At 65.2% G+C, this 19123-nt stretch carries 17 protein-coding genes; 6 read left to right on the forward strand and 11 right to left on the reverse strand.

Annotated elements, in window-relative coordinates; genetic code table 11:
- Positions 1 to 60: 60 nt before the first annotated feature.
- Positions 61 to 2031 (forward strand): amidohydrolase, encoded by a 1971-nt coding sequence (locus NJG22_RS04605; protein WP_217851379.1) that lies wholly within the window; start codon positions 61 to 63, stop codon positions 2029 to 2031.
- A gap of 74 nt (positions 2032 to 2105) precedes the next feature.
- On the opposite strand, the gene NJG22_RS04610 is transcribed toward NJG22_RS04605, so the two are convergent.
- From NJG22_RS04610 to NJG22_RS04645, 8 genes are all read right to left on the reverse strand, one after another.
- Positions 2106 to 3017: a LysR substrate-binding domain-containing protein gene (locus NJG22_RS04610; RefSeq protein ID WP_253092916.1), complete on the reverse strand. Its 912-nt coding sequence runs from the start codon at positions 3015 to 3017 to the stop codon at positions 2106 to 2108.
- Between the two features lie 382 nt (positions 3018 to 3399).
- Positions 3400 to 5187, reverse strand: coding sequence for a monovalent cation:proton antiporter-2 (CPA2) family protein (locus tag NJG22_RS04615; protein ID WP_253092918.1), 1788 nt, complete (start codon positions 5185 to 5187; stop codon positions 3400 to 3402).
- Positions 5188 to 5387: 200 nt separating this feature from the next.
- Positions 5388 to 6404 (reverse strand): alpha/beta hydrolase, encoded by a 1017-nt coding sequence (locus NJG22_RS04620; RefSeq protein WP_253092920.1) that lies wholly within the window; start codon positions 6402 to 6404, stop codon positions 5388 to 5390.
- Positions 6405 to 6435: 31 nt separating this feature from the next.
- Positions 6436 to 6687 carry a DUF2790 domain-containing protein gene (locus NJG22_RS04625; protein WP_253092922.1) on the reverse strand — a complete coding sequence of 84 codons (252 nt, stop codon included), beginning with the start codon at positions 6685 to 6687 and terminating at the stop codon, positions 6436 to 6438.
- 162 nt (positions 6688 to 6849) lie between these two features.
- Positions 6850 to 8337 carry a YifB family Mg chelatase-like AAA ATPase gene (locus NJG22_RS04630; protein ID WP_253092924.1) on the reverse strand — a complete coding sequence of 496 codons (1488 nt, stop codon included), beginning with the start codon at positions 8335 to 8337 and terminating at the stop codon, positions 6850 to 6852.
- A gap of 51 nt (positions 8338 to 8388) precedes the next feature.
- Positions 8389 to 8823, reverse strand: a complete 435-nt coding sequence (locus tag NJG22_RS04635) for a DUF2493 domain-containing protein (RefSeq protein WP_253092926.1) — start codon at positions 8821 to 8823, stop codon at positions 8389 to 8391.
- 10 nt (positions 8824 to 8833) lie between these two features.
- Positions 8834 to 11545 carry a magnesium-translocating P-type ATPase gene (gene mgtA / locus NJG22_RS04640; protein ID WP_253092928.1) on the reverse strand — a complete coding sequence of 904 codons (2712 nt, stop codon included), beginning with the start codon at positions 11543 to 11545 and terminating at the stop codon, positions 8834 to 8836.
- A gap of 800 nt (positions 11546 to 12345) precedes the next feature.
- A complete protein-coding gene (locus tag NJG22_RS04645; protein ID WP_253092930.1) occupies positions 12346 to 12603 on the reverse strand; it encodes an accessory factor UbiK family protein in 258 nt (85 codons plus the stop codon).
- Positions 12604 to 13007: 404 nt separating this feature from the next.
- Here NJG22_RS04645 and glnK point away from each other — a divergent pair, with 404 nt between their 5' ends.
- From glnK to NJG22_RS04670, 5 genes are all read left to right on the forward strand, one after another.
- Complete coding sequence (glnK, locus tag NJG22_RS04650; RefSeq protein ID WP_002555808.1) at positions 13008 to 13346, forward strand: P-II family nitrogen regulator; 339 nt, start codon at positions 13008 to 13010, stop codon at positions 13344 to 13346.
- A 45-nt stretch (positions 13347 to 13391) separates the two neighbouring features.
- Entirely contained in the window at positions 13392 to 14723 is a 1332-nt protein-coding gene (locus tag NJG22_RS04655) for an ammonium transporter (RefSeq protein WP_253092932.1), read from the forward strand.
- A 434-nt stretch (positions 14724 to 15157) separates the two neighbouring features.
- Positions 15158 to 15487 carry a transcriptional regulator SutA gene (gene sutA / locus NJG22_RS04660; RefSeq protein WP_134688994.1) on the forward strand — a complete coding sequence of 110 codons (330 nt, stop codon included), beginning with the start codon at positions 15158 to 15160 and terminating at the stop codon, positions 15485 to 15487.
- 152 nt (positions 15488 to 15639) lie between these two features.
- Positions 15640 to 16323, forward strand: coding sequence for a hypothetical protein (locus NJG22_RS04665; protein WP_253092934.1), 684 nt, complete (start codon positions 15640 to 15642; stop codon positions 16321 to 16323).
- The gene (locus NJG22_RS04670) at positions 16313 to 16762 is read left to right on the forward strand and encodes a hypothetical protein (protein WP_253092936.1); all 450 of its coding nucleotides are present in this window, start codon (positions 16313 to 16315) and stop codon (positions 16760 to 16762) included. The genes NJG22_RS04665 and NJG22_RS04670 overlap by 11 nt, the downstream gene beginning before the upstream one ends.
- A gap of 65 nt (positions 16763 to 16827) precedes the next feature.
- Here NJG22_RS04670 and NJG22_RS04675 read toward each other — a convergent pair whose 3' ends face one another.
- The 3 genes from NJG22_RS04675 to NJG22_RS04685 are packed head-to-tail and all read right to left on the reverse strand — an operon-like array spanning position 16828 to position 19117.
- Positions 16828 to 17523: an HAD family hydrolase gene (locus NJG22_RS04675; protein ID WP_253092938.1), complete on the reverse strand. Its 696-nt coding sequence runs from the start codon at positions 17521 to 17523 to the stop codon at positions 16828 to 16830.
- The gene (gene xerC / locus NJG22_RS04680; RefSeq protein ID WP_253092940.1) at positions 17520 to 18419 is read right to left on the reverse strand and encodes a tyrosine recombinase XerC; all 900 of its coding nucleotides are present in this window, start codon (positions 18417 to 18419) and stop codon (positions 17520 to 17522) included. Before xerC ends, NJG22_RS04675 begins: the two co-directional genes overlap by 4 nt.
- On the reverse strand, positions 18419 to 19117 hold the full coding sequence (locus NJG22_RS04685) for a DUF484 family protein (RefSeq protein ID WP_217851336.1): 699 nt from the start codon (positions 19115 to 19117) through the stop codon (positions 18419 to 18421). The genes xerC and NJG22_RS04685 overlap by 1 nt, the downstream gene beginning before the upstream one ends.
- Positions 19118 to 19123: the final 6 nt, after the last annotated feature.

Consider the following 19123-nt stretch of genomic DNA (forward strand, 5'->3'; position numbering starts at 1 on the left):
CCGCCGTGATCCATTGCTAGCCTTCAACCGCCTGCCGAAACCATCCGGACGGAGAGCACCATGAGCCAGGACCCTACCGACCAGAGCCGCCGCAAGTTCCTCGCCACCAGCACCGTGCTCGGTGCCGCTGGCGCACTGTGGAGCGCATTGCCGTTCACCGATTCCGCCCATGCAGCCCTTTCAGGAGATCCCATGACCGCCGACCTCATCTTGTTCAATGGCAAGTTGCACACCGTTGACCGCGAAAAGCCCACCGCCAGCGCCGTGGCCATCAAGGACGGCAAGTTCCTCGCCGTGGGCAGCGACGCCGAGGCCATGGCCCACAAGGGAGGCGCCACGCAGATCATCGACCTCAAGCAGCGCACGGTGATCCCGGGCCTGAACGACTCGCACCTGCACCTGATCCGTGGCGGCCTGAACTACAACCTGGAGCTGCGCTGGGAGGGCGTGCCGTCGCTGGCCGATGCCCTGCGCATGCTCAAGGCCCAGGCCGAGCGCACGCCGAGCCCGCAGTGGGTGCGCGTGGTCGGCGGCTGGAACGAGTTCCAGTTCGCCGAAAAGCGCATGCCGACCCTCGAAGAGATCAACCAGGCCGCCCCGGACACCCCGGTGTTCCTCCTCCACCTGTACGACCGCGCGCTGCTCAACCGCGCCGCGCTCAAGGCCGTGGGCTACAGCAAGGACACGCCCAACCCGCCGGGCGGCGAGATCCAGCGCGACAAGTTCGGCAACCCCACCGGCATGCTGATTGCCCGGCCCAACGCCACCATCCTCTACGCCACCCTGGCCAAGGGGCCGAAGCTGCCGCTGGAGTACCAGGTCAACTCCACCCGCCAGTTCATGCGCGAGCTCAATCGCCTGGGCCTGACCAGCGCCATCGATGCCGGTGGCGGCTACCAGAACTACCCGGACGACTACCAGGTGATCCAGGAGCTGGCCGACAACGACCAGTTGACCGTGCGCATCGCCTACAACCTGTTCACCCAGAAGCCCAAGGAAGAGCTCACCGATTTCAAGAACTGGACGCAGAAGGTCAAGCCGGGCGACGGCAACGACTTCTTCCGCCACAACGGTGCCGGCGAAATGCTGGTGTTCTCCGCCGCCGATTTCGAGGACTTCCTCGAGCCGCGCCCGGACCTGCCGCAAACCATGGAGCAGGAGCTGGAGCCGGTGGTACGCCACCTGGTCGAACAGCGCTGGCCGTTCCGCCTGCACGCCACCTACGACGAGTCGATCTCGCGCATGCTCGACGTGTTCGAGAAGGTCAACCGCGACATCCCGTTCAACGGCCTGCCGTGGTTCTTCGACCACGCCGAGACCATCACCCCGAAGAACATCGAGCGGGTGCGGGCGCTGGGCGGCGGCATCGCCATCCAGGACCGCATGGCCTTCCAGGGTGAGTATTTCGTCGACCGTTATGGCGCCAAGGCCGCCGAGCACACCCCGCCGATCAAGCGCATGCTCGACATGGGCGTGCCGGTGGGGGCCGGTACCGACGCGACCCGGGTGTCCAGCTACAACCCGTGGACGTCGCTGTACTGGATGGTCAGCGGCAAGACCGTCGGCGGGCTGGAACTGTATCCGCAAGGCCTGAGCCGCGAGACCGCGTTGCAGTTGTTCACCCATGGCAGCGCCTGGTTCTCCAGCGAGCAGGGCAAGAAGGGGCAGATCAAGGTCGGCCAGCTGGCCGACCTGGCGGCGCTGTCGCTGGACTTCTTCAGCGTCGATGAAGAGGCGATCAAGGGCATCGAGTCGGTGCTGACCATCGTCGATGGCAAGGTGGTATACGGCGCCGCCGAATTCGACAAGCTGGGCCCGGCTCAGGTGCCGGTGTTGCCCGAGTGGTCGCCGGTGGCCAAGGTGCCGGGGCACTGGCGCGCCGGTGCGCCGATGGCGGCGGCGCTGCACCAGTGCGTCGGGCCGTGCGGGGTGCATGCCCACAGCCATGAGAAGGCGCGGCATTCCAGTGTGCCGGTGAGCGATTACCAGGGCTTCTGGGGGGCGTTGGGTTGTTCCTGCTTCGCCTTCTGATGGCCTGACCGCGGGGCCCGCTCCCACCGAGACCCTAGGGTTACGTGGGAGCGGGCTGGCCCCGCGCTGGCGTGCTACGCCATGTCGCTGATGGCGAATTCCTCCGCCAGATGATCGATCAACGACCGCACCGACGGCAGCAACCCGCGCCGCGACGGGAAGATCGCATGCACGATGCCGCAACGCGGATGCCAGTCCGGCAGCATCTCCACCAACCGCCCCGCTGCCAGGTCCTCGCGCACCGCCACCCGCGGCAGGTGGGCGATACCTATTCCGGCCACCACGAAGTGGCGTAAGGCAAACAGATCATCGGTGACCATCCTTGGTTTGTGCGGGATCACCAGGCTGCGGCTCATGTCCTCACCCTGGAACAGCTCCCACTGATACTCACGCTGGGCGCCGCCCCAATGCACGCTGGGCAGCTCACTGAGCTGCTGCGGGTCGAAGCCTTCGGCCAACTGCTCGAGAAACGACGGATGCCCGACCAGGCACTGGGTGCTGTTGCTCAGCACCTTCATCACCATGTCGGTGTTCTCCAGCGGCGGGAAGCGCACCCGCAGCGCCACGTCGAAGCCCTCGTGCAGCAGGTCGACGCGGCGGTTGGTGCTTTCGATGAAAAGCTCCACCTGCGGGTACTTGAGCATGTAGCGGGTGAGCATCGGCCCGACCCAGGAATTGAGCAGGGTGGTCGGGCAGCTGATACGCACCAGCCCACGGGGTTCGCTGCGGTTGCGTTCGATGATCTCGGCGGCGCCCTCGGCCTCCACGCGCATGGCCAGGCAGCGGTTGTAGTAGGCCTGGCCGATTTCGGTCAGCGAGCAGTGCCGGCTGGTGCGGTGCAGCAGGCGCACGCCGAGGCGGTCTTCGAGGTCGGCGATGCGCCGGCTGAGCTTGGACTTGGGCATGTCCAGCGCCCGCCCGGCGGGGGCAAAGCCGCCGTGCTCGACCACCTGGGTGAAGTAGTAGAGGGAGTTGAGGTCTTCCAAGGGGGGCTCCGCAGCGCGCCGGGGATAATGGCTCGCAGTCTACCGGGTGGTGGGGCTGGCGTGCAGGGCGACAGCTTTGTGGCGCCTATCAGATCGAGCGCCGCCCGCGCGGCGCATCGCGACACAAGGCCGCTCCTACATTTGTTGCAACGTGCCGAACCTGTCAGGCCATGGTTGCCCGCCCTGGTGCATGCCTTGAGACAGGTGAGGCGGCAGTGGTGCCCATGCTGAAACCGCGTCGTACCCACAAGGCGGACCCGGTAATGGCACAGGATTGACTGGCCCGAAACAGATGTAGGAGCGGCCTTGCGTCGCGATGCGCCGCGTGGGCGGCGCTCGATCTCATGGGCGAAATAACCCTCAAGACATGCACATGAGGTTCTCAATCCTCATCCGACGCAAACAACCGCTCCAGCTCCACCCGCGCTTCCTTGGCCGTTTGCATCACCTTGGCGCGGTCGTCGCGTACCAGGCCCTGGGCTTCGAGCACCTGCTCGTCATGCTCGGTGAAGCGCTGGATGCGATACGCTGCCTGCTCCTGCGTCAACCCCAGCCCGACCAGGGTACGGCGGCTCATCTCCAGGCTGGAATGGAAGGTCTCGCGGATCGGCTCGGCGCCGACGTCCATCAACTTGTGCACGTGCTGGCGGTTACGCGCCCGGGCGATCACCTTCAGGTGCGGGTACAGGCGCTTGGCCCGCTCTGCCGTATGGATCGCCACCTCGGGGTCGTCGATGGTGATGATGAAGTACTCGGCCTCGCCGACCTTGGCCGCATGCAACACTTCAGGGCGCAGTGGGTCGCCATAGAACACCGGCACCTGTTCGAACATGCGGGTCATCTCGATGGCGTCCACCGAGGTCTCCAGGGCGACGAAGGGGATCTTCTGCGCCCGCAGGATCCGCGCGACGATCTGGCCCATGCGGCCCATGCCGGCGATCACCACGCGCGGGGTGCCAGCGTCGATGGCCTTGTACTGCTCGGGCACCTCGCGGGCAGGCTGCGGGCGTTTGAGTGCGCGGGCGCAGCCGAGCATCAGCAGTGGCGTAAGGGCCATCGACAGGGTGATGGTCATCAGCAGCAGGTCGTAGGTCTGGGTGTCGAACAGGCCCTGGTCCTTGCCCAGCTTGAACACCACGAAGGCGAACTCGCCGCCGGCCGCCAGCACCATGCCCAGGCGCAGGGCACTGGCGCCGTTGAGGCCTCCGGCCAGGCGCCCGGCGCCGATCAGCAGCAGCAACTTCACCGCGATCAGCAGCAGGGTCAGGCCCAGCAGCACCAGCGGCATTTCCAGCAGCAGGCGCAGGTTGGCGCCCATGCCCACACTCATGAAGAACAGGCCCAACAGCAAGCCCTTGAACGGCTCGATCTGCGATTCCAGTTCGTGGCGGTACTCCGAGTCGGCCAGCAGCAGGCCGGCAAGGAAGGCACCCAGGGCCATGGAGATGCCGGCCTCTTCCATCAGCCAGGCGGTACCGATCACCACCAGCAGCGCGGTGGCGGTGGACACCTCCGGCAGGCCGGTGCGGGCGACGATGCGAAACAGCGGGCGCAGTAAGTAGCGGCCGCCAACGATGACGATGGCGATGCTGGCGAACACCTGCAGGCCATGCTCGAGGCTGTCGCCGTGGCTGGTCTCCGGGCCGCTGGCGGCCAACAGCGGCACCAGGGCGATCAAGGGGATCGCGGCGATGTCCTGGAACAGCAGGATGGCGAAGGCCAGGCGGCCGTGGGGTGCGTTGAGCTGCTTGCTCTCGGCCAGGCTCTGCAGGCCCAGAGCGGTGGACGACAGGGCCAGGCCCAGGCCTACCACGATGGCCGCCGGCAGGCTCTGGCTGAAGCCGAACAGGGCGATGGCGCCGAGTGCCGCGCCGGTCAGCAGCACCTGGGCGGTGCCGACGCCGAACACCGACTTGCGCATCAGCCACAGGCGCCGTGGCGACAGCTCCAGGCCGATGATGAACAGCAGCAGGACCACGCCCAGTTCGGAAATATGCGCGACGCTCTCGGTATCGCGGATCAGGCCCAGGGCCTGCGGGCCGATGGCCACGCCCGCCAGCAGGTAGCCGATCACGGCGCCCAGTTGCAGGCGTTTGGCCAGGGGCACGGCGACCACGGCGGCGAGGAGAAAGATGACGGCGGTTTGTAGAAGGCTGCCTTCGTGTGGCATTGCTCGGACTCCTTGAACTGCGTCGGCAGCGTTTGATGCAACAGCTTAATGCCATCGGTGAAAGAGGCGGGCATTTTCGGGTAGGGAGGGAAACAGGACAATCCTGGCATTACAGGAAGCAGCGTTCTGAAAGTAGGCGCTTTGCTGAATCGTTCGCGGGGCAAGTCGGGCCGTCGTATCCTTGCCCCGCGATCAACTGCTTACTGCAGGTGGGCTTTCAGCGCCTGCGCCGCCTGGTCCATGGCGCTGCGCACGCTGGGCACGGTGGCCAGCACGTTGAGCAGGCCATAGTCGTGGACCAGGCCGTTGTAGCGCACGGCTGTCACCGGTACCCCGGCAGCGCCCAGCTTGCGGGCATAGGCCTCGCCTTCGTCGCGCAGCACGTCCATCTCGGCGGTCTGCACCAGCGCCGGTGGCAGGCCCTGCAACTGCGCCAGGCTGGCGCGCAGCGGCGAGGCATGGATGTCGTCGCGCTGACGCGGGTCGGTGGTGTAGTTGTCCCAGAACCACTGCATCATGTTGCGGGTCAGGAAGTGTCCTTCGGCGAACTGGTTATAGGACGCGTTGTTGAAGTTGGCATCGGTCACCGGCCACAGCAACGCCTGGAAGCGCAGCTTCGGCGTGCCGGCCTCCTTGGCCTTGAGTGCCACCACTGCAGCCATGTTGCCGCCGACGCTGTTGCCGGCCACCGCCAGGCGGCTGCCGTCCACGCCGATCTCCTGGCCATGCTCGGCGACCCAGCGGGTGGCGGCGTAGGCTTGGTTGATCGCGGTGGGGAACCTGGCTTCCGGTGACGGCGTGTAGTCGACGTAGACCGCCGCGGCGCCGGAGCCCACCACCAAGTCACGGATCAGCCGTTCGTGGGTGGGGTAGTCGCCCAGCACCCAGCCGCCGCCGTGGAAGTACATGAACACCGGCAGCTCACCCTGGGCGCCTGCAGGTCGCACCACGCGGATTTCCAGCGGCTGGCCGTCGGCCTGGATGGTCCGGCGCTCGACGCGGATGCCCGACAGATCCACCTTGACGCCGGCCTGGGCGCCGCTGAGCACAGCGCGGGCATCCTTGGGCGTGAGGGTCTCCAGCGGCTTGCCACCTGCGCCGGCCAGGGCATCGAGGAAGCCTTGGGTGGTGGGTTCGACGCCGGGGCTGCCGGCGGCGAAGGCGCTGTTCACGGCGAGGGCCAGCAGGCCGGCGGTCAGGGTGGGGGACAGTTTCATGTTCTAGCTCCTTTAGGGTTCGAGCCGTGGCTCAGTTCTGGTTGGCGAGGACGGTGGGTTGCACGTAGCTCACGGCGCGCAGCTGGCCGCTGCTGTCGCGGTAGGTCAGGGTGGCGGTGCTGGCCTGGCCTTGGGCGTTGGCGGGGGCATCGACGCTGACGACCTTGGCGATGTCCAGGTCCATGCCGTAGCGGTACGGGGTGGCTTCGCTGGCGAAGCTGCTGACGCTGGTGCCGAAGGCCAGGGTGGTGACGGTGAGGGCGAAGGCTTTGCGAAGGGTCATGATCGTTCTCCGGGTCTTGCTGAGTGGGGTTGGCGACTGCTTGCTGCTTGAGGCGAATAATGCTCGCTAATATTTAGTGCGCAAAATATATTTCCGCTATGACGCTGATTGAGTGCGTCTTGGCTAGCTTCTGTGGGAGCGGGCTGCGTTTGTGAGGCAGCCTCAGGCGCTGGGTCGGTACTGCAACGCTTCCGCCAGGTGCGCCCTGGCGATGGATTGCGCGCCCTCCAGGTCCGCCAGCGTGCGGGCGACCTTCAGCAGCCGGTGCGCTGCCCGCAACGACAGTGTCAGCCGTTCGCAGGCCTGCTCCAGCCAGGCCTGATCAACCGGCTCCAGCGGGCAATGCCGGCGCAGCCCCTTGAGGTCGAGGAAGGCGTTGGCGCAGCCCTGCCGGCGTTGCTGCAGCTCCCGCGCTGCGGCCACTCGCTGGCCAACACTGGCGCTGGTCTCGCCGCTGGGCTGGTGGGTCAGCACGGTGCTTTCCCGGGCCACTGTCAGGTGCAGGTCGATGCGGTCGAGCAAGGGGCCGGACAATTTGTTGCGGTAGCGCTGGATCTGCTCGCTGCTGCACCGACAACGGCCAGTGGGGTCGCCCAGGTAGCCGCAGGGACAGGGATTCATGGCCGCCACCAGCTGAAAGCGCGCCGGGAAGCGCACCCGGTCCTTGGCCCGGGCCACCACGATCTCGCCGGACTCCAGCGGCTCGCGCAGCACCTCCAGCACCCGTCGTTCGAATTCGGGCAGCTCGTCGAGGAACAGCACGCCATGGTGCGCCAGGGTGATCTCGCCGGGTTGCGGCCGGCTGCCACCACCCACCAGCGCCGGGCCGGAGGCCGAGTGGTGAGGATGGCGGAACGGCCGCTGTGGCCAGCAGTCGAGTGGGGCATGGCCGCTGACCGAGCGGATCGCCGCCACCTCCAGTGCCTCGCGCTCGTCCAGCGGCGGCAGCAGCCCGGGCAGGCGGCTGGCCAGCAGGGTCTTGCCGGTGCCCGGCGGGCCGGAGAACAACAGGTTGTGCGCACCAGCCGCAGCGACCAGCAGCGCCCGCTTGGCGGCGATCTGGCCTTGTACTTCGCTGAGGTCCGGGTAGGGGCGTTGCTCAAGCAACAGGCCATTCGCGGCGTAGGGTGGTAACGAAGGTTGCGCGTTCAGGTGGGCGACCAGTTCCCGCAGATGCCCCACCGCGTATACCACCAGGCCGCTGGCCAGGCTGGCTTCCTCGGCATTCTCCCGTGGTACCACCAATGCTCGCCCCGCATCCCGTGCCGCCAAGGCCGCGGGCAGCACGCCCTGCACCGGGCGCAAGGCCCCCGACAGGGCCAGTTCGCCCAGGCATTCGATGTCGTCAAGGGTGGCCACGGGCACCTGGCCATTGGCGGCAAGGATCCCCAGGGCGATGGCCAGGTCGTAGCGGCCGCCGTCCTTGGGCAGGTCGGCCGGGGCGAGGCTCTGGGTGATGCGCCGGGCCGGATAGTCCAGCCCGGAGTTGACGATGGCGCTACGGACCCGGTCCTTGCTCTCCTTGACCGTGGTCTCCGGCAGACCGACCAGGGTGAGCGTGGGCAGGCCGTTGGCCAGGTGGGTTTCGACGCTGACAGCGGGGGCCTGCACCCCGACCTGGGCGCGGCTGTGGACGAGGGCGAGGGACATGGGCACTCCGTGTTTGCGTGTGAGGGGCCGCGTCCTGCGGCCCGGCAGAGCTTAGTAGTGTCCCTGGGTGGGAGGACGAGAAGAGTGCGTCGAATCTTGTCCGGCCTGGCCCCCAGGACTGTGGGCGCTCGCCGTCCGTGGCTGCCTGGCGCAGATCACCGCAATCCCCGAACCCCGCGCCCGTGCCAGCAGCTCCTCGGTATCGTCGCCACCCGGCAACGCCAGCACCAGGTCTGGCCGGCTGTCGCGCAGCATGAAGGCGTTGCGCAGGCGCTCGGCCAGCTTGCCGTGCAACTGCCAGTTGGGCGGGTAGCGCACGATGTCGGCGCCTTGTTCACGGGCCCAGCCTTCGATTTCGCCGCCCAGGTGCTGGCTGCCGCCGTGGATCAGCACGCGGATCGGTTGCTGGCGCTGGAGGGCGTCCAGCGCCTGGCGGCAGCGTTGGCTGTCGGCGTAATTGCGCCCCGCGCAGATCAGTACGCGCATGCCCACCCCCTCAGAACCACTGGCCGAAGCGGCGGATGTACAGGGTCTTCATGCCCTGGGCCACCAGGCAGTAGCCGAGCAGGGTGGCGGCCAGCCACGGGAAGTATTCCCACGGCAGCGGCACCAGCCCGACCATCGCCCCCAGTGGCGAGAACGGAATGTAGATGCCCAGGCACATCACCAGGCCGGTGGCCAGGATTACCGGGAGCGCCGCAGTGCTCTGGAAGAACGGCACCTTGCGCGTGCGCAGCATGTGCACCACCAGGGTCTGCGACAGCAACCCCTCGATGAACCAGCCGGACTGGAACAACGCCTGCATCTGCACGCTGTTGGCGGCGAATACGTACCACATCAGGGCGAAGGTGGTGATGTCGAAGATCGACGAGGTCGGGCCGATCCACAGCATGAACCGGCCGATATTGCGGGCATCCCACTTGCGTGGCTCGCGCAGGAATTCCTTGTCCATGCGATCCCACGGCAGCGACAGCTGGGAGAAGTCGTACATCAGGTTCTGCAGCAGCAGGTGGATCGCCAGCATCGGCATGAACGGGATGAACGCGCTGGCCACCAGCACCGAGAACACGTTGCCGAAGTTGGAGCTGGCGGTCATGCACAGGTACTTCATGATGTTGCCGAAGGTTTCGCGGCCCTTGAGCACGCCTTCCTCCAGCACCATCAGGCTCTTTTCCAGGAGGATGATATCGGCCGATTCCTTGGCGATGTCGGTGCCACTGTCCACCGAGATGCCCACGTCGGCATCGCGCAGCGCCGGGGCATCGTTGATGCCGTCACCGAGGAAGCCTACGGTGTGGCCGTTGGCCTGCAGCGCCTTGAGCACCCGTGACTTCTGCAGCGGAGTGAGCTTGGCGAACACCGTGCGCTCTTCGACCAGGGCCTTGAGCTGGGTGTCGTCCAGGCGCTCGATGTCCTGGCCGAGCAGCGGCTGGCCCGGCACCAGGCCCACTTCGCGGCAGACCTTGCAGGTGACCACCGGGTTGTCGCCGGTCAGCACCTTCACCTTCACGCCCATCTCGCGCAGGGCGGCGATGGCCGGTCCGGCGCTGTCCTTGGGCGGGTCGAGGAAAGTCAGCAAGCCACGGATCACCAGTTCGCGCTCGTCAGCGCTGTGGTACTGGGCCTTGCCTTGCGCGGCGGGAATCGCGCGGGTGCCAACCAGCAACACGCGAAAGCCGTCCTGGTTGAAGGCCGCGGCTTGGTCCAGCAGGCGCTGGCGGCGATCGGCGTCCAGGGGCAGTTGCTGCCCGTTCACCTCGACATGGCTGGCGATGGCGAGCATTTCCTCGACTGCGCCCTTGCTCACCAGCAGGTGCTCGCCCAGGGCGTCCTTGACGATCACCGACAGGCGCCGGCGAATGAAGTCGAAGGGCAGTTCGTCGACCTTGGCGTAGGCATACGGCGGTTGGAAGTCGCGGTGCTCGCCGGCAAAGTGCAGCACGGCCTGGTCCATCAGGTTCTTCACGCCGCTCTGGTGGTGGCTGTTGAGCCAGGCCAGCTCGAGCAGGCGTGTATCGCGCTGGCCATCGATGCCGACGTGCTGCTCGAGGATGATCCGGTCCTGGGTCAGGGTACCGGTCTTGTCGGTGCACAGCACGTCCATCGAGCCGAAGTTCTGGATGGCGTTCAGGCGCTTGACCACCACCTTGCGCCGGGCCATGGCCACGGCGCCTTTGGCCAGGTTGGCGCTGACGATCATCGGCAGCATCTCCGGGGTCAGGCCCACGGCCACGGCCAGGGCGAACAGGAAGGCGTCGCTCCAGTCGCCCTTGACCACGCCGTTGAGCATGAACACCACCGGCACCATCACCAGCATGAAGCGGATCAACAGGCGGCTGACGCTGTTCACGCCACGGTCGAAGGCGGTCTGGCTGCGCGAGCCGACGATGGCCTTGGCCAGCGAACCGAAGTAGGTGCGCTTGCCGGTGGCCACCACCACGGCGCGGGCGCGACCGCTGACCACGTTGGTGCCCATGAAACCGATATTGGGCAGGTCGAGCAGACCGCTTTCATCACTGGCGCTGCCTGCGGCGGACTTCTGGGCGACGTGGCCGAGGGTGTCGTACTTCTCCACCGGCAGCGCCTCGCCGGTGAGCACCGCCTGGCTGATGAACAGGTCGCGGGACTCGATCAGGCGGATGTCGGCGGGGATCATGTCGCCGGCGGCCAGTTGCACGATATCGCCGGCAACCAGCTCGTGCATCGGCACTTCGCGCAGGCGCGCCGGCTGGTCGTGGCGCTCGCGGCGCAGCACGCTGGCGGTGGTGCGGACCATGGCCTTGAGGGCGTCGGCGGCCTTGCCCGAACGGTACTCCTGCCAGAAGCGCAGCAGGCTGCTGAGGCTGACCATGGTCATGATGATGATGACCTTGGTCAGGTCCGCTTCGTCCAAGTCGCCTGCGCGTAGCGGCAGCCAGTAGTCGGTGACGAAGCTGATGCCGGCGAGGGTGAGCAGCACGTAGATGAAGGGGTTGTGCAGGGCCTTGAGCAGTTGCACCAGGGCCGGTTGCGGCTGGTCATGGGCGACTTGGTTGGCGCCGTCGCGCTGCAGGCGCTTGGCGGCTTCGTGCTCGGTCAGGCCCAGCTCGCTGGCATCGAGGTTGGCCAGGGTCACGGCCAGGCCATTGCGTGCCTCGCGGGCGGCGCGCATGGACAGGCGGGCGTCTTCGCCGGCTTTGCTGCGGGTGTTGCGGTCTTTTACGGTCATTTGGCTGTGCTCCTGCCGCAGGAGGCGGCACGACACACAGTCGACTCACGGTGGGGAAGGTGAGTGAATGTGTCCCGTGTCGCAATGATTCAAACAATGAAGAACGCGGTTTTTCCGACGATTACGTGTTCGCTGGCGAATGCCGGAAATAAGATCGGCAGCGAACTTTCTACTGGCTGAGTCCATGGTTGGTTAATGCCTTTGTTAAAGGGCGGGCAATAGAAATCCAACGAACTTTAATTATTTAAAGTTCGGAAGTTTCTGACGATTTAAATGGCGTCAGTTCAGCGAACGGACAGCATCGCGCGGGTCACTGCAGGCAGCAACGGGTGCGCTATCGACTGGGCGGTTCCAGGGACGAGGACAGGCCCCAGCCGAGGGCAGGACGGTGCGAGGCCGTGTGCGCACAGGCGCGCAGGCGAGGGGTGGTGGTGATGAGGTTCATGAGCTTGCCTCCGACCGGGCGGGCACCCGGGGCGACAAGCTACGGCGGAGCAGCAGGCTCTGGCGCGGCTTGCCCGACCTAGGGGCGGGCCCGGAGTTCCGGTTCAAGTGTCTGGTGGCCAAGGGCTGCCAGACAGCGACGAGATACTGTGTCCATTGAATTCTTCGTGAGTTGAAATAAAGGCCCGCTTTCGGGGCGGATGAACTTTATGCAAAGCGTAGCGGGTAAGTCAACCGGGAGGAGGTAACTTAAATAAGTTTCATCTGTTTGGCTCAGGGATATCTGGATGCCGCAAGAGGGCGTGCCGGTTTCACCGGCGGCCGGCGCCTACAGCTTAGGTGCCGGCCTGCTGGGATCAGGGCTTGGTGCCCATCCGTGCCTCCAGCTCGGCAACCTGTTTTTCCAGGGCTTCCAGTCGGGCGCGGGTGCGGGCCAGTACGACCATCTGGCTGTCGAATTCCTCGCGGCTGACCAGGTCGAGCTTGCTGAAGGCGCCCTGCATCAGCACCTTGAACTGGCTCTCAAGCTCGGCACGGGGCTGGGCGGTGTCGCCGCTGAACAGGCGCGAAGCCTGGTCGCTCAGGGCATCGAGAAAGGCTTTGGGGGCGAGCATGTGTGGCTATCCGCTGATCTGTGAAAGGCCTGCAGTGTAGCACGCCCCTTGGGCCCGCCTGCGCTGCACGCTTTTCGCGCAGGGCGGCCAAAGGTCGCGCACCGAAGTTGTGCAGCTTTTCCCCGCTGGCAACTGGCCAATCCCGGCTGTTTCGCGCAAGTCGCTGTTTTTGGACGCTTTGCTTGAGCTGGCAAGGTTTCTGCAAAGACCTTGGCGAGCCATGCACTGATGCGAGCCGTCGTGACCAGGCAGTGCCAGGCCCGCCGTCAGGCCCTCTTCAAGCCGCGTGATGCGTTTCAGCCGGGGGAGGGTGGCGACGATGCGTTACAAAGCCAGGCGCTGCGCTTAGACTTGAGACGGGTTTGTTTTCCTGGGGCAAGTCCACCAAATCGGGAGAGAGTTTCATGAAGCTAGTCACTGCCATCATCAAGCCGTTCAAGCTGGACGACGTGCGCGAGTCGCTGTCGGAAATCGGCGTGCAGGGCATCACCGTGACCGAAGTCAAAGGCTTCGGCCGGCAGAAGGGTCACACCGAGCTGTACCGCGGCGCCGAATACGTGGTCGATTTCCTGCCCAAGGTGAAAATCGACGTTGCCATCGACGACAAGGACCTCGACCGCGTGATCGAAGCCATCACCAAGGCGGCCAATACCGGCAAGATCGGCGACGGCAAGATCTTCGTGGTCAATCTGGAGCAGGCGATCCGCATCCGTACCGGCGAAACCGATACCGACGCGATCTAACAGCAACACCGCCTCACCAAACCCAACGCCCCAGGAGAAAACAACATGACTCTGCGCAAGATCGCAGGGCTAGGAGCCCTATTGTCCCTCGTAATGCCAGGGCTGGCCCTGGCCGAGGAAGCTGCCCCGGCGCTGAACTCCGGTGACACCGCCTGGATGCTCACCGCCACGGCGCTGGTGCTGTTCATGACCATCCCTGGCCTGGCCCTGTTCTACGGCGGCATGGTGCGTTCGAAGAACGTGCTGTCGGTGATGATGCAGTGCTTCGCCATCACCGGCCTGATGAGCCTCCTGTGGGTCGTCTACGGCTACAGCCTGGCGTTCGATACCACGGGCATGGAAAAGGGCGTGCTCAACCTCAATTCCTTCATCGGTGGTTTCTCCAAGGCCTTCCTCAGCGGCGTCACCCCGGCCAACCTGACCTCGGCCACCGCCTTGTTCCCGGAAGCGGTGTTCATCACCTTCCAGATGACCTTCGCCATCATCACCCCGGCGCTGATCGTCGGCGCCTTCGCCGAACGCATGAAGTTCTCGGCGATGCTGATCTTCATGGCCGTGTGGTTCACCCTGGTCTATGCGCCGATCGCGCACATGGTCTGGAGCGGTGACGGCGCGCTGATGTGGGACTGGGGTGTGCTGGACTTCGCCGGCGGCACCGTGGTGCACATCAACGCCGGTATCGCCGGCCTGGTCTGCTGCCTGGTGCTGGGCAAGCGCAAGGGCTACCCGACCACGCCGATGGCCCCGCACAACCTGGGCTACACGCTGATGGGCGCGGCCATGCTGTGGATCGGCTGGTTCGGCTTCAATGCCGGCTCCGCCGCCGCCGCCAACGGCACCGCCGGCATGGCCATGCTGGTGACCCAGATCGCCACCGCCGCCGCCGCGCTGGGCTGGATGTTCGCCGAGTGGATCGGCCACGGCAAGCCCAGCGCCCTGGGCATCGCCTCCGGCGTGGTCGCGGGCCTGGTCGCCATCACCCCGGCCGCCGGCACTGTCGGCCCGATGGGCGCGCTGGTGATCGGCCTGGCCTCCGGGGTGATCTGCTACTTCTGCGCCACCAGCCTCAAGCGCAAGCTGGGTTATGACGACTCCCTCGACGCCTTCGGCGTGCACGGTATCGGCGGGATCGTCGGCGCGCTGCTCACCGGTGTGTTCGCAGCGCCTGCCCTGGGTGGCTTCGGCGCGGTGACCGACATCGCCGCGCAGTTCTGGATCCAGGCCAAGGGGGTGATCTTCACCGTGGTCTATACCGCCATCGTCACCTACGTGATCCTCAAGGTCCTGGACCTGGTGATGGGCCTGCGGGTCAGCGACGAGGAAGAGTCGGTCGGTCTCGACCTGGCTCAGCACAACGAGCGCGGCTACAACCTGTAACCGCCTTGTGGGAAAACTTGCCCGGTTCGCCGGGCATTTTTTTGCCTGTAGTTTGTCGCTTGGCGCCGGGCAAACGGTTTCGCTGTCCTGTTCGCGGCCTGGGCGGAAAACTTACAAGTCATTGGGCGTTTCTGGTGCTTTGCTTTTTCCGCGAGCGCGCTAGAATGCGCGCCGAAGAGTGAAGGACGAGTCGTCCATACACACTTCGCCACCCTTTGCTAGGCTTGCCAATAGCCTGTGGCCAGCAAGGGTCAAACACGATTTCGTCAGGCCTTGCCAGGAGCAGGGCCTGCAGGGTGCCGGGCCCTCCACCAGGGGGCGGACACCCAGGGCAGTGGCCAACCCACGGCCAGTTGAATTTTCACTGGTGGCTGCCGGTCTACGGCTGCACCGGTCTATAACTAACCTGCTTTTCGCAAGTCATGAGGTAGAACATGAGCGACGACGATCTGGAAAATGATGACCTCGAAGTAGGCGACGAAGACGAGGGTGATGAAGGCCTCGAAGCCGCGGCTGACGACGGCGCGGAAGACTCCGGCGACGACGACAGCAGCCCGGCGCCGGCGGCCAAGGGCAAGTCCAAGGCGGCGGTCTCGGTAGACGAGATGCCGAGCATGGAAGCCAAGCAGAAAGAGCGCGATGCGCTGGCCAAGGCGATGGAAGAGTTCCTGTCGCGCGGTGGCAAGGTGCAGGAAGTGGAGGCCAACGTGGTCGCCGATCCGCCCAAGAAGCCGGACAACAAGTACGGCAGCCGCCCTATCTGAGTGGCTGAACGCAAAAAAGCCCGCCGTCGCTGCGGGCTTTTTTGTGGGCGCTGTAAGTGCGAATTTTCATACAAACAAAGAGGATGGGTCTGCTAGGGAGTCTGAGGTAATCCGAGTAAGCATCACCCCTTAAGCCAAGGGAGATGCCGGTTATGGACAAACTGATTCGTCGCAGTGAGCTCCGCAAGGAAGATCTCAAGAGGGTGGAAGACCCATTCTTTGCTGTGTCGAAAGTGAAGGATGCGCTCCTGTACAACGGGTACCTTTGGGGGAAAACGGAATTTCTGGAAGCTGGAGGTATCCGTTTTGGACAACGCTACTCCGAAAAGGACCTTGAAAAGGTCCTGGAGAAAATCAAGGATGGCAGTTGGCTGTTTCTGACCAATAAGCCTTTCAACCCGATGCGCATTGATGGCTATCTGGGTACAACCCAGTGCTTTCCAGTATCAGAGGCAGCGCCCAGTCGACCAGAAATAGAGAAGGGTCCAGGGAAATGGCGGACAATCGACATCGACTATGACGGGCTGAAGAACACGTTTGCCATGTTGCAGAACCGTCTCGGCTCGCTTGGAGATGAAGGGAGGGTATTCGGTTCCGAAGGCAAGGACTTCGATAACACTACCCGTGTCGTGACTCAGCAGTGGGTACCACTGGACAGTCATGATGATCACCTGGCATCCAGGTCGGTGGTCCACCCTTATGGGAAGCTGCGTGCCGTGACTCAGCGGTATCTCGAAGGTGAAGATAAATGGCAGATCAGTGGCAAGTCATGGTACTGGCAACCAGTGCTACCGCATGAGACCTACGAGCATCCAGAAAGGCATGATGCCCGATAAACGACGTATTCAGCACTGGATGCTTCGGGTCTGGGGTGTTCTGGATGCGTTCTACATTTTCTACTATCTGATCGGTAGTATCCGTCTTGGACGTGTCCCGTTCATCACCGATGCCAAGATAATGGTTGGTTTGTTGGCTGAGCAGGGTGTAGTAGCAAGCCTGATCGCAGTCATGAGTCTGGTGCTTCAGGTCTCGATCGTATTCAGTGCATTTCTGCTGCTGCTTGGACTCAGGTTTGGTGCTTCTCTAGGGATTGCGCAGATACCATTTCGAATGCTCTCGATGACGCCGTCGCTGTCGGTCCTGTCAATCTGGGCAAGCCTGATGCCTGGCTACAATATCTGGCTGATGCTTGGATTGATTGTTATCTCCGAGGTTATCAAGGGTGGCACCTTGTGGTGGGCTATGCGTCCTCAAGGTGCGCATAGGCAGGTCTAAGCATCGAGTCCCCGCCGTCGCTGCGGGCTTTTTGTGCCTTTCGGTTTTGTGCCGCTTCCACAATGTCAGCGCCAGCGCGACAGCACGTCGGGCAACTGCGACAGCCGCTGGATCTCGGCATCTGGCGCCTGTTCGCCGCTCCAGGGCTTGTGCTGCGGGTTGAACCACACTGCCCGCAGCCCGGCGCGCTGGGCGCCGGCGATGTCGTCGCCGGGGTGATCGCCGATGTGCACCGCCGCCCCAGCGTCCACCTCGCCACGCTTCAGCGCTTCAAGGAAGGGGGCCGGATCAGGCTTGCCAATACCCAGGTCCTCGGCGCACAGGGCGAAGCGGAAGTAGTCTGCCAGGCCCAGCCGGCGCACGTCGGCATTGCCGTTGGTGACGACCCCGAGGGTGTAGTGGTGGCGCAGGATCTCCAGCACCGGCAGCACCTCGGGGAATACCTCCACCTGGTGGCGGGCGTGCAGGAACACCTCGAAACCTTCGTTGGCCAGTTCCTGGGCCTGCTTCTCGCTGTAGCCCACCGCTTCCAGGGCATGGAACAGCACGCGCCGGCGCAGCGCGCTGATGCGGTGCTTGAGGCCCGGCTCGGCCTGCACCAGGCGCTCGCGGATGGCGAACAGATGCTCGACCGGCACCGCGCCCAGGCTCGGCGCGTTGGCCGCCAGCCAGTCGCGCAGGACGATTTCGGCGCTGGCGATCACCGGCGCGGTGTCCCACAAGGTGTCGTCGAGGTCGAAGGTGATCAGCTTGATGCTCATGAGTCCGTGCCCTTGCTGCGTTTGGCCCGAGGATGGGCGCTGTCGTACACCGCGGCCAGGTGCTGGAAGTCCAGGTGGGTGTAGATCTGCGTGGTGCTGATGTCGGCGTGGCCGAGCATCTCCTGCACCGCGCGCAGGTCCTGGGACGACTCCAGCAAGTGGCTGGCGAAGGAATGGCGAAGCATGTGCGGGTGCAGGTGCTGGCCCAGTTCGCGCTCACCGGCGGTCTTGACCCGCATCTGGATGGCACGGGGGCTCAGGCGCTTGCCCTGGCGGGTGATGAATACGGCATCGTCCAGCGGGCTGCCGATGCCGCGCAGGCGCAGCCAGGCCTGCAGTGCCTCGCGGGCCTTGCGCCCGACCGGCAGCACGCGGCTCTTGCCGCCCTTGCCAAGCACCTGGACCAGGCCAGCGGCCAGGTCGAGCTGGGCGAGGTCGAGGCCAGTCAGCTCCGACAGGCGCAGGCCGGACGAATAGAACAGCTCGAGGATGGCTTGGTCGCGGCGGGCGATGAACTCATCGTCGACGCCGCCGTCGAGCAGTTGCAGGGCGCGGTCGGTGTCCAGCGCCTTGGGCAGGCGGCGCTCGCCCTTGGGCGGCGTCAAGCCGTTGGCTGGGTCGTGCTGGCACAGGCCCTCGCGGTTGAGGTAGCGGTACAACCCGCGCACCGCCGAGAGCAGGCGCGCCAGGCTGCGCGACGATTGGCCATGGTGATGCTGGCGTGCCACCAGCTGGCGCAGCTGCTGGACTTGCAGCCCGGCCCAGCCGGCGATGCCTTGGGAGTTGCAGAATTCGATGACCTTCTCGAGGTCGCGGCGGTATGCCAGCAGGGTGTGCGCGGACACCTGGCGCTCGTTGCGCAGGTGCGCGCAATAAGCTTCCAGTTGTCGTTCCATCAGCGCACCGAGCGCAGGGTCTGGGTGAAGCGCGGCACCACGCGGCCGAGCACTTCGGCGATGTAGCTGAGGAACAGGGTGCCGACGCTGCTCTTGTAGTGCTGCGGGTCGCGGCTGCCGATCGCCAATACGCCGTGCAGGCCCTGGTACTCCAGGGTGGCCACGGCGCTGGAACCGACTTCCTTGTGCTGCGCGTCACCGAACAGGAACGCCAGTTCGTGTTCGCGCAGGCTGCCACTGGTGGTCTTGCCGCCGGCGATCAGGCCGCCGATCGCCTGCTGCGCCTCGGCCCCGGAGACCCAGCGCCCTACGGGGGCTGCGTTTTCGCCGAACAGGATCAGGCTGACGAAGGGCACCTGGAACTCCTGGCGCAGGCTGTCCTCGACCGCCATTACCACCTCTTCCAGGCTGTTGGCGTCGAGCAGGTCGAGGATCAGCCGGCGGGTCTTGTCGAACAGCCGGTCGTTGTCGCGGGCCACGTCCATCAGTTGCGACAGGCGATGGCGCATCTCGATGTTGCGGTCACGCAGCAGCTTGAGCTGGCGCTCCACCAGCGACACGCTGTCGCCGCGCTGGTGGGGGATACGCTGCTCGACCAGCAGTTCGTCGTGCTCGGCGAAGAAAGTCGGGTGGGCGCGCAGGTAGGCGACCACGGTTTCGACGTCGAGCTCGGGTGCAACATTAGGCTGATCGGTCATGGCGGA

Source organism: Pseudomonas sp. VA159-2 (assembly GCF_024126635.1).
Lineage (GTDB): Bacteria > Pseudomonadota > Gammaproteobacteria > Pseudomonadales > Pseudomonadaceae > Aquipseudomonas > Aquipseudomonas muyukensis.